Here is a 10,672-nt window from a genome sequence, read left to right as displayed (position 1 = left end):
TCGAAACTGGCTGAAACTGTTTGACGGGCGGGATAGCCGCCCTTCGCTGTCGTGGCAATGAACGGGAATTAACAGTCCCCGTCAAAACCCGAACCCGGACGCGCCGTTACTTTTTCGCGATCCGGGCGATCACGTCGTCGCGCACCGCGGGGCTGACGAACTTGTCGATATTGCCGCCATAGACCGCGATCTCCTTGACCAGCCGCGACGCGATCGGCTGCAATGAGACGTCGGCCATCAGGAAGACCGTTTCGACATGATCGTTGAGCTGACGGTTCATGCCGGTGAGCTGGTATTCGTACTCGAAGTCGGTCACCCCGCGAATGCCGCGGATCACGACCGATGCATCCATGGCATCGGCAAAGTCCATCAGCAGCGAATTGAAGCCGACGACGCGGATCGTCGCATCGGCAAGCCCCGCCACTTCGCGCTCGACCATGGCGATACGCTCATCGTCGTTGAACATCGGCGACTTCGCGATGTTGGTCGTTACCCCGATGATCAGTTCATCGACCAGGCGCGCGCCGCGCTTGATGATGTCCATGTGCCCCAGGGTAATGGGGTCGAAAGTCCCCGGATAGACGCCCACCCGTTTCGCCATCTAGCGGTCCCTCTCCACGATGTAACGCGCGAGTCCGCGCAGTAGATCTGCTTCTTGCCCGTGTGCCGCAAGGTGCGCAATCGCCTGATCGACGAGCATGCCCGCCTGGGCCCGCGCGCGGTCCGCACCAAGCTGCTCGACAAAGGTCGCCTTGCCCGCCGCCGCATCCTTGCGCAGCGCCTTTCCGGCCAGCTTTGCATCGCCCTCGTGATCGAGCAGGTCGTCCGCGATCTGGAAGGCAAGACCGATGTCATGGGCATAGCCGCGCAGGTGGACGCGCCCCTCGTGCGGGACATGGGCCACGATCGCCCCCATTTCGACTGCGGCAGCCAGCAAGGCCCCGGTCTTGAGTTGCTGCATGCGGGTAATCGCGGGCAGGTCGAACCCGCCCTGTTCGGCCGCGATGTCCATCACCTGCCCGCCGACCATGCCGCCTGCCCCGGCGGCGGCGGCCAGCGCATGAACCAGCTCGGCCCGGACATAGGGGTCGGCAAAGGTGTTCACGTCGCTCAGAATCTCGAAGGCCAGCGCCTGCAGCGCATCCCCTGCTAGCACGGCCATCGCTTCGCCAAAGGCCTTGTGCACGCTGGGCTTGCCGTGGCGCATGGCATCGTCGTCCATGCAGGGCAGATCGTCGTGAACCAGCGAATAGGCGTGCACCGCCTCGATCGCGAGGGCTGCGCGCAGGGCCTGCGCGCGGCTACCCCCGTAAAGCTGCGCAGTCGCCACCAGCAGCATCGGACGCAGCCGCTTGCCGCCGCCGATCACGGCATGGCGCATGGCCTCGTAAAGCGGGGCGCGCGCGTCCGGCGGAACCGGCAGCAAGGTATCGAAGCCGGCGTCGACCTCACGCGCGAGATCCTTCAGTGCGGCAGCGAGCAGCTTGTCCACGGATCAGCGGCCGGTATCGGGATCGAACGGCTGGGTTGCGATCGCCTCGCCGCTCGGCCCGGCCACGATCCGCTCGATTCGGGCCTGCGCGGCATCGAGCCTTGTCTGGCAGTGCTTGCGCAGTGCCTCCCCGCGTTCGTAGAGCGTAATCGACATGTCCAGCGGCACTTCGCCGCTTTCCAGCTTGCGCACGATCTCTTCCAGAGCGCGCAGCGCATCTTCAAAGCTCATCGCGGCGATTTCGGGTGAACCCTCGGTCATGGGATGGAGCATTGACCGCGCAGCCCGCACCGGTCAAGCTGCGACAAAACGGGGAGAACACGAAATGAAGTGGATTATCGCCTTTGGTGTCGCGGCAATCGTGTTCGGATTGCTCGATGGGCTGTGGCTGCGCTGGGCTGGCCCCAACCTCTATCGCCCCGCGCTCGGCGACCTATTGGCCGCAAAGTTCCGCTTCGCCCCCGCCGCGCTGTTTTATGTGATCTACATTGCCGGCCTGGTCTGGTTCGCGGTCCGCCCGGGCCTGGTTTACGCTGACCCATCGGTGATCATGGCCGGAGTGCCGCTGGCGGTGCTCAACGGGGCACTGCTCGGTGGCCTTGCCTATGCCACCTATGACCTGACCAACCAGGCGACGCTGAAGCAGTGGGCCACCCATATCACTCTGATCGACATCGCCTGGGGTGCTTCCGCGAGCGCACTTGCCAGCGGGCTTGCCACGCTGGCCGTGCTGCGCTCGGGGTATTGAGGCCATGTTTATCGGCCACTGGGCACCGGCCCTGGCAGTTGCCGCCAAACGCAAATCGCCGGGCATCGCCACGCTGTTCGTGGCCGGTCAGTTGGTCGACTGGGGCTTCTTCGGCTTCCTGCTGCTGGGCATCGAGCATATGCGCGTCACCCCCGGGATCAGCGCAATGAACCCGATGGACCTCTACCATATGCCCTATACCCACAGCCTGCTGGGCAGCGTGGTGTTCGGCGCCGCGTTCGGCGCGCTGGTCTGGGCGGCGACGAAGGACCGCATGGCCGCCCTGCTCGCGGGCGCGGTGGTGGTGTCGCACTGGCTGCTCGACTTGGTTGTTCACGTGCCCGACCTGACACTGGCGGGCAGCCCGCCCAAGCTCGGGCTTGGCCTGTGGAACCATCCGGCGCTCGAAATGCCGCTCGAACTGGGCCTGACCTTCGGCGCGCTGTGGCTCTATGCGGCGGCCAGAAAGCCTGCCCTGCCACGCGTTCTGGTGCTTGGCGCGGTGCTGCTCCTGCTTCAGGCGATCAACTGGTTCGGCTCGGTCGAACCCGAAGTGACCGCGGGAACCAGCCTGCTGGCCTTCTTCGCCTATGCCCTCGCCACGCTGGCGGCTTGGTGGATGGGGAAAAGCGCGGCAGTTTCCGCCTGATTACTCTAGCGGGACTCGCAACGCGGCGCTAAGGGCCGCCAATGGCCGAAATCACTCCCGATGTTGTCGCCGCCCACGGGCTGTCCGAGGAAGAATATCAGCGCGTCCTGCACGCGCTCGGGCGCGAGCCGAACCTGGTGGAGCTCGGCATCTTCTCGGTGATGTGGTCCGAGCATTGCTCGTACAAGTCGAGCCGCATTCACCTCAAGAAGCTGCCCACCGAAGCGCCCTGGGTGATCTGCGGACCCGGCGAAAACGCCGGCGTGATCGACATTGGTGACGGGCAAGCCGCGATCTTCAAGATGGAGAGCCACAACCACCCCAGCTACATCGAGCCCTACCAGGGCGCGGCAACGGGGGTTGGCGGCATCCTGCGCGACGTGTTCACCATGGGCGCGCGCCCCGTCGCCAACATGAACGCGCTGCGGTTCGGCCGGCCGGACCATCCCAAGATGAAGAGCCTGGTCAAAGGCGTCGTCGCGGGCATCGGCGGCTATGGCAACTGCGTGGGCGTGCCGACGGTTGGCGGCGAAACCAACTTCCACAAGGCCTATGACGGCAACATCCTGGTCAACGCGATGACCGTGGGCGTCGCCGAGACCGACAAGATCTTCTATTCGGCGGCGACCGGCATCGGCAATCCGATCGTCTATGTCGGCTCCAAGACCGGCCGTGACGGGATCCACGGCGCAACCATGGCCTCGGCCGACTTCGACGAAAAGTCGGAAGAAAAGCGCCCGACCGTGCAGGTCGGCGACCCCTTCACCGAAAAGCTGCTGATCGAGGCCTGCCTCGAACTGATGGCGACCGACGCGATCGTCGCGATTCAGGACATGGGCGCGGCAGGCCTGACCTCTTCGTCGGTCGAAATGGCGACCAACGGCAAGGCCGGCATCATTCTCGACATGGACAAGGTGCCGTGCCGCGAAGAGGGCATGACGCCCTACGAAATGATGCTGTCCGAATCGCAGGAACGCATGCTGATGGTGCTGAAGCCGGGCAAGGAAGCCATGGCCGAAGCGATCTTCAGGAAGTGGGAACTCGATTTCGCGGTAATCGGCGAAGTGACCGATACCGGCCACATGGTGCTGACCTGGCAGGGCGAAACTGTCTGCGACATTCCGCTCGGCCCGCTTGCCGAAGACGCCCCGCTCTATGACCGCCCGGCCGCCAGCCGCGAGGAATATGCCGCGTGGGCCAACGTCCAGCCGCTGGGCGATGTTCCGCCGAGCAAGGACCTGGGCGCGGACCTCGTCAAGCTGATGGGCTGCGCGGACCTCGCCAGCCGCCGCTGGATCTACGAACAATACGACAGCCAGGTTGGCGCCGACACGCTGCAGAAGAGCGGCGGCGACGCCGCCGTAGTGCGCGTGCATGGGACCAGGAAGGCGCTGGCGATCAGCACCGACTGTTCGCCCCGCTATTGCTTTGCCGACCCCTATGAAGGCGGCAAGCAGGCCGTGGCCGAAACCTATCGCAACATCAGCGCGGTCGGCGCGACCCCGCTGGCGATCACCAACTGCCTCAACTTCGCCAACCCGCAGCGCCCGGTGATCATGGCGCAGATCGTCGGCTGCCTTGAAGGCATGGGCGATGCCTGCCGCGCGCTCGACTATCCGATCGTCTCGGGCAACGTCAGCCTCTACAACGAGAGCAAGGCCACCGGCGGCGGCTCGGCGATCCTGCCGACCCCGGCGATCGGCGGCGTCGGCCTGATGCCAGACTATGGCGTCATGGCCACGATCGGCTTCAAGGCCGAAGGCGAGGCCGTGTTCGTGATCGGCAATTCGAACGGCCACCTCGGCCAGTCGCTGTGGCTGCGCGAAATTCATGGCCGCGAAGACGGCACGCCCCCGCCGGTCGATCTGGCCAAGGAACGCGCCCACGGCGAATTCGTCCGCAAGCTGGTGGCCGAAGGCAAGGTGACGGCGGTGCATGACGTGTCCGACGGCGGGCTGCTGGTGGCGCTTGCCGAAATGGCGCTCAAAGGCGGGATCGGCTGCATGGTTGAGGAAATCGGCGATCACTTCACCGCGTTCGGCGAAGACCAGGCCCGCTATATAGTCACCAGCGCGGTGGCCGACCAGATCCAGGCCGCGGGCATCCCGATGACCCGCATCGGCACGACGGGCGGCACGGCGATCAAAGGCCCGGGCTTCTCGGTTGAACTGGCCACCTTGCGCGAAGCCAACGAGGCCTTCTTCCGCGACTGGATGGAAGCGTGAGCGAGGCCGGCTATTCCGGCACGCCGCTGGCGAAGAAGCTCAACCTCAGGGACGGACAGCGCGTCTGGTTCGAGGCCATGCCCGAAAGCGTGGTCGACGAAATCGACGAATATGCGCTGGAACTGCACTTCGTGGCCGATCCTGCGCAAGGCGTTGATGCCGCGCATATCTTCGTGACCGAGCGTGCGGTGTTGGAGCAGCGGCTGGCCGCGCTGCGCAGTCAGATCAGTGCGGACGGGCAGGTCTGGGTCAGCTGGCCCAAGCAGGCATCGAAAGTGCCGACCGACATCACCGAGGACACGGTCCGCGAAATCGCGTTACCGATCGGCTTCGTCGATACGAAAGTCTGTGCAGTTGATGAAACCTGGTCCGGCCTAAAGCTGGTGATCCGCAAGGAGCTGCGCTGAACGCTGCCCCTTGTGGGGTCACGCCGCCATCTGCTGCGGCGCGAGCAGATCGTAGGGATCGATCCCCGCCGCGCGCCACTTGGCGTGGGCTTCGCGGTAATAGCTCGGATCGGTGATGCCAAGGTGCCTGCGCGCATCTTCGTACTGCATCGCCAGCAGTTCGCGGATCGGCATTTCGACCAGGCGCGGGCAGGTCGTGCCCAGCTTCTGTGCTTCGCGCACCGCGCGGAAGATCGGCACCTTGACCTTGTTGCGCTTCGAAATCTCGAAGGCCCCGGCATAACCGAGGAACAGGTGCGCCAGCGCGGGCTGCTGGCCATAGGTGAAGGCCAGCACGCACTGTTCGCCCAGCGCATCGCGGCCAAAGCCGGTAAGCACGTGGAGCAGATCGTGGGTGTCGCGCATCCGGCGGAAATACCAGTCGACCTGATCGTTGAAGTACTGGTCGGCCGGGCGATACTTGTCGAGCTCGTCAACGAGACCCTGCGCGGAGAGGCCTTCGCGCTCCATGAAGTCGCAATAGACGTGGGCCAGGCTGCCAGCGGGCAACTTGCGCAGGGCAGCATGGTCATCCAGCAGTGTAACCAGCGAGGGTTCGCTCTTGCGGATTTGCTGACCGCGATCGGTCTTCAGGAAGGCCAGCGCCGCATCGTAAACCCCGCGCCAGGGCAAGGCTTCAAAGATCGGGAACACCTCGGCGGTGTTTTCCTTGTCTTTGATCAGTTCCTTGAAATGCCGCCATGCCTTGGGAAAGTCATAGCGCGCCGGCGGACGGCCGGGCAGCATCAGGGGCAGGTCGTCACCGTCGGCAGCAGCCAGATCGACAGACGAATCGAACGATTGGGCAAGGCTCTCCATAGGCTGCTTTTGCGACTTACTTACAACATTGTCAATACTGAAGCCTGTCAGTCCCAGATCCACTCCTCGCGCGGAACGCCCAGCAGGCGCAGCACGCTGGTAAGATCGCCCTGATCGATCGCGCCGTTGGAGGCGGCGCGCGCCTTGGGCTTGGCGTGATAGGCGATGCCATAGCTGGCCGCGACCAGCATCGGGATGTCGTTGGCGCCGTCGCCGGTGGCAAGGCTGGTGCCGCCGCGCAACGCCACTTCCTCGCGCAGCACCGTTTCCTTGACGCCGCTGTCGACGATCCCGCCAACCAGGCCGCCGGTCAGCTTGCCATGCTCGACTGCCAGGCGATTGCCGACGACCCGCTGGAAGCCGAGCTGCTCGGCGACCGGATCGGCAAACTGGTGAAAGCCGCCCGTGACCAGCACGGTATGGCTACCGTGGGCCTTCAGCGTTTCGACCAACACCTTTGCACCGGGCATGGCGACAATCCGCTGTTCGAGGCACTCAAGGATCGCATCCTCGCCCAAACCGCCGAGCAGCCGCACGCGCCCCGTCAGCGCCTCGGTGAAATCGAGTTCGCCCTGCATCGCGCGTTCGGTAATCGCGGCGATCTCGGCCTTGATCCCGGCGAAGTCGGCCAGTTCGTCGATGCATTCCTGCCCGATCATGGTGGAATCCATGTCCGAGACGAACACCTTCGGCACACCGGGAGCCTCATGCGCCACCACCAGCAGGTCCGACGGAGTAAAGAACCGGTCGATCACGCCGCGCAAAGCCTCTGCCTCGCCGCCTTCGGCGCGGATTTCGAGCAGGTCGTCCACCCCGCCCAGCCCTTCGGCCGAAGCGACCTTGAACCCCAACGCCTCAAGCGCGTGGATGGCCGGTTCGCAATTGGCAGACAGCGCCGCCGGTTCTGCTATCACGCGGGCAATGAACAAGTCGGAATCCTTTGAATCGGGCAGCACCAAGCCGCCGGTCGCGCTCATCGCAGGGCCGACCGCCAGCGGCAAGAGCGATTGCGCGGTCCGCCTCGCTTTGGCGCTGAAAGCACGCGGCCGCGAAGCCGTGGTGATCAATGCCGACAGCGCGCAGGTCTATGCCGACCTTGCCATTCTGTCCGCGCGGCCCAGCGTCGAAGAGATGCAGGGCGTGGAGCACCGCCTGTTCGGAGAGTGGGACGGCGCGCAGGCTTGCTCCGCCGCCGACTGGGCGCGGCGCGCGCGTGAAGTGGTGGCCGAGGTCCACGCCGCCGGAGCCGTGCCGATCCTGGCGGGCGGGACCGGGCTTTACCTCTCCACCTTGCTGAACGGCATCGCGCCCGTGCCCGCGATCGACCCTGCGGTCCGCGAGGACGTGCGCGCCATGCCGCTCGCCGACGCCTATGCCGCATTGCAGGTGGAAGACCCGGCGCGCGCCGCCCTGCTCGCCCCGGCAGACGCCGCGCGGATCACCCGCGCGCTGGAAGTGGTGCGTTCGACCGGGCGGCCGCTGGCCGTGTGGCAGGCCGAGCGCGTGGGCGGGATCGCGAACGAGATCGCGCTCCACCCGGCGATCCTGCTGCCGGACCGCGCCACGCTTTATGCCCGCTGCGACGCGCGGTTCGCAAAGATGCTGGCGCTCGGCGCAATTGATGAAGTGAAGGCGCTGCTTGAGCGTAAGCTCGACCCCGCCCTGCCCGTCATGCGCGCCATCGGCGTGCCCGAAATTGCCGCCTTCCTGCGCGGCGAAATCACGCTGGAAGAGGCGGAATCGCGCGGCGCGCAGGCTACCCGCAACTACGCCAAACGGCAGTTTACATGGTTCAGGCGGCAGCCCCCGGCCGATTGGCCGCGGGTTCTGAATGATGCTTTCTCCGAGCTTGAGGTATTCGCAACTTTATTACGCACTTCGGGGTTGACATGATATTTCCTGTCCCTTAGAGGCAGTGTCAACACCCGCCGCGTGCGGGCTTTGCGCGAGTTGGAGAGGGGACCCGGCACAGGCGACTGTGCCGGGTCGGTCCTTTCATGGAACCCGCGAATTTTATTGAAAGGTTTTGAACGTGAGCGAGGAGCGCAGCGGCGCAAGCATTCTGGTCGAAAGCCTGGTCCAGCAGGGGGTCGAATTCGTGTTCGGCTATCCCGGCGGCGCCGTGCTGCCGATCTATGACGCGCTGTTCGGCGATGCCCGCATCCGTCACATTCTGGTCCGCCACGAAGCCGGTGCGGCCCACGCCGCCGAAGGTTATGCCCGCTCCACCGGCAAGCCCGGTGTCGTGCTCGTCACCTCTGGCCCCGGCGCGACCAATGCGGTTACCGGGATTGCCGACGCCTTCATGGATTCGATTCCGCTGGTCGTCATCACCGGCCAGGTCCCGACCGGCCTGATCGGTTCCGACGCGTTCCAGGAAGCCGACACCATCGGCATCACCCGCCACTGCACCAAGCACAACTATCTGGTGAAGGATCCGGCGGAACTGGCCGGGATCGTCGAGGAAGCCTTCCGCATCGCCACCACCGGCCGTCCCGGCCCGGTCGTGATCGACATGCCCAAGGACGTCCAGATCGCGACCGCCACCTGGACCGGAGCGGCCCCGCAAAGGCCGATCCGCTATGCCCCGCAGACCCGCGGCAGCGACAAGGACATTGCCAAGGCGATCGAACTGCTCGCCAATGCCCGCGCGCCAATTTTCTATACCGGCGGCGGCGTGATCAATTCCGGCCCGCGCGCCACCACGCTGCTGCGCGAACTTCAGGAACTGACCGGTGCGCCTGTCACTTCCACCCTGATGGGCCTCGGCGCGTTCCCGTCCGGTCATCCCGACTGGCTCGGGATGCTGGGGATGCACGGCACCTACGAATCGAACATGGCGATGAATCAGGCCGACCTGATCGTGGCCATCGGCGCGCGTTTTGACGACCGCGTGACCGGGCGGCTCGATGCCTTTGCACCCAATTCGACCAAGATCCATATCGATATCGACCGTTCCTCGATCAACAAGACGGTCCCCGTCGACCTGCCGATCGTGGGCGATTGCACCGAGGTGCTGGAACAGCTGATTGAGGCCTGGGGCAAACGCAAGGGGCGAGACCTTTCGGACTGGAAGGGGCGGATCGACGGCTGGCGCACCCGCAAGAGCCTGGCCTATCCCGACAACAAGGCCGCGATCATGCCGCAGCGCGCGATCGAGCGCCTGTTCGCGCTGACCAAGGACAAGGATCCGGTAATCGCCACCGAAGTCGGCCAGCATCAGATGTGGGCGGCGCAGTACTTCCACTTCTTCGGGCCGAACAAGTGGCTGACCTCGGGCGGTCTGGGTACGATGGGCTATGGCCTGCCCGCCGCGATCGGCGCCCAGCTCGGCAACCCGGACAGCCTGGTGATCGACATCGCGGGCGACGCCTCGATCCAGATGAACATCCAGGAACTCGGCACCGCCACGCAGTACCGCCTGCCGGTCAAGGTCTTCATCCTCAACAACGAATGGATGGGGATGGTTCGCCAGTGGCAGGAACTGACCTATGAAAGCCGGTATTCGCAGTCATACTCGGACAGCCTGCCCGATTTCGTGAAGCTGGCCGAGGCATACGGGTGGAAGGGCATCCGCATCGAAAGCGAGGCGGAGCTCGACGCGGGCATCCAGGCGATGATCGACCATGACGGTCCGGTGATCGTCGATTGCCTCGTCGCCAAGGAAGCCAACTGCTTCCCGATGATCCCGAGCGGGGCTGCGCACACCGACATGATCCTCTACGGCGATGCCGTGGCAGGAACGATGGACGACGCGGCCAAGGCGCTGGTTTGAGGTTTCACAGGTTATGATGAAGATCAAGCAAGAGGCGTCGGAACGCCACGTCCTGACCATCACGGTCGACAACGAGGCGGGGATTCTCGCCAAGATCGCCGGCCTGTTTACCGCGCGCGGCTATAACATCGACAGCCTGACCGTGGCCGACATTACCGAGAACCACTCGGTCAGCCGGATCACCATCGTCACCCATGGCCCGCCCGCCGTGATTGACCAGATCCACGCCCAGCTGGACCGGCTGGTGCCCGTCCACAAGGTGACCGACCTCACCGAAATGGGCGCCCACGTGGAGCGCGAACTGGCGCTGGTCAAGGTGGCCGGAACCGGCGAGGCGCGGGTCGAGGCGCTGCGCCTGGCCGACGTGTTCCGCGCCAAGGTGGTCGACACTACCACCAGCAGCTTCGTGTTCGAACTGACCGGCACGCCCGACAAGATCGACCGCTTCGTTTCGCTGATGCGCGAACTGGGCCTGGTCGAAGTGGGCCGCACCGGCGTGGTCGGCATGATGCGCGGCG

At 65.1% G+C, this 10,672-nt stretch carries 12 protein-coding genes; 7 read left to right on the top strand and 5 right to left on the bottom strand.

Features of this window, described 5'->3' with window-relative positions:
* Positions 1–106: 106 nt before the first annotated feature.
* The 3 genes from coaD to ACE3SN_RS14095 are packed head-to-tail and all read right to left on the bottom strand — an operon-like array spanning position 107 to position 1,753.
* Entirely contained in the window at positions 107–601 is a 495-nt protein-coding gene (coaD, locus tag ACE3SN_RS14105) for a pantetheine-phosphate adenylyltransferase (protein ID WP_374531055.1), read from the bottom strand.
* Positions 602–1,492, bottom strand: coding sequence for a polyprenyl synthetase family protein (locus ACE3SN_RS14100; RefSeq protein ID WP_374531053.1), 891 nt, complete (start codon positions 1,490–1,492; stop codon positions 602–604).
* Between the two features lie 3 nt (positions 1,493–1,495).
* Entirely contained in the window at positions 1,496–1,753 is a 258-nt protein-coding gene (locus ACE3SN_RS14095) for an exodeoxyribonuclease VII small subunit (RefSeq protein ID WP_374531051.1), read from the bottom strand.
* A 64-nt stretch (positions 1,754–1,817) separates the two neighbouring features.
* Between ACE3SN_RS14095 and ACE3SN_RS14090 the strand changes: the two genes are divergently transcribed.
* Genes ACE3SN_RS14090 through ACE3SN_RS14075 form a run of 4 tightly spaced genes read left to right on the top strand, consistent with a single transcriptional unit; the run spans position 1,818 to position 5,521 of the window.
* On the top strand, positions 1,818–2,240 hold the full coding sequence (locus ACE3SN_RS14090; protein WP_374531049.1) for a DUF2177 family protein: 423 nt from the start codon (positions 1,818–1,820) through the stop codon (positions 2,238–2,240).
* A gap of 4 nt (positions 2,241–2,244) precedes the next feature.
* Complete coding sequence (locus ACE3SN_RS14085; protein WP_374531048.1) at positions 2,245–2,889, top strand: hypothetical protein; 645 nt, start codon at positions 2,245–2,247, stop codon at positions 2,887–2,889.
* A 41-nt stretch (positions 2,890–2,930) separates the two neighbouring features.
* Positions 2,931–5,114 carry a phosphoribosylformylglycinamidine synthase subunit PurL gene (gene purL, locus ACE3SN_RS14080; RefSeq protein ID WP_374531047.1) on the top strand — a complete coding sequence of 728 codons (2,184 nt, stop codon included), beginning with the start codon at positions 2,931–2,933 and terminating at the stop codon, positions 5,112–5,114.
* Positions 5,111–5,521, top strand: coding sequence for a DUF3052 family protein (locus ACE3SN_RS14075; protein WP_374531046.1), 411 nt, complete (start codon positions 5,111–5,113; stop codon positions 5,519–5,521). The genes purL and ACE3SN_RS14075 overlap by 4 nt, the downstream gene beginning before the upstream one ends.
* Before the next feature lie 18 nt (positions 5,522–5,539).
* Here the strand turns inward: ACE3SN_RS14075 and ACE3SN_RS14070 are convergent, their stop codons facing one another.
* Together ACE3SN_RS14070 and serB are read right to left on the bottom strand one after the other, a co-directional pair.
* Complete coding sequence (locus ACE3SN_RS14070; RefSeq protein WP_374531045.1) at positions 5,540–6,379, bottom strand: Coq4 family protein; 840 nt, start codon at positions 6,377–6,379, stop codon at positions 5,540–5,542.
* A gap of 47 nt (positions 6,380–6,426) precedes the next feature.
* Positions 6,427–7,308, bottom strand: coding sequence for a phosphoserine phosphatase SerB (gene serB / locus ACE3SN_RS14065; protein WP_374531043.1), 882 nt, complete (start codon positions 7,306–7,308; stop codon positions 6,427–6,429).
* On the opposite strand from serB, the gene miaA reads away from it, so the two are divergent.
* The 3 genes from miaA to ilvN all read left to right on the top strand — a co-directional run.
* The gene (gene miaA / locus ACE3SN_RS14060; protein ID WP_374531041.1) at positions 7,301–8,272 is read left to right on the top strand and encodes a tRNA (adenosine(37)-N6)-dimethylallyltransferase MiaA; all 972 of its coding nucleotides are present in this window, start codon (positions 7,301–7,303) and stop codon (positions 8,270–8,272) included. The two genes, serB and miaA, sit on opposite strands and share 8 nt — an antisense overlap.
* A gap of 139 nt (positions 8,273–8,411) precedes the next feature.
* Entirely contained in the window at positions 8,412–10,154 is a 1,743-nt protein-coding gene (ilvB, locus tag ACE3SN_RS14055; protein ID WP_374531039.1) for a biosynthetic-type acetolactate synthase large subunit, read from the top strand.
* 16 nt (positions 10,155–10,170) lie between these two features.
* On the top strand, positions 10,171–10,672 hold a 502-nt coding region (gene ilvN / locus ACE3SN_RS14050), incomplete at its 3' end, for an acetolactate synthase small subunit (RefSeq protein ID WP_374531037.1).

The organism is Novosphingobium sp., from assembly GCF_041915465.1.
Lineage (GTDB): Bacteria > Pseudomonadota > Alphaproteobacteria > Sphingomonadales > Sphingomonadaceae > Novosphingobium.
This window is presented reverse-complemented; position numbering and strand designations above follow the sequence as displayed.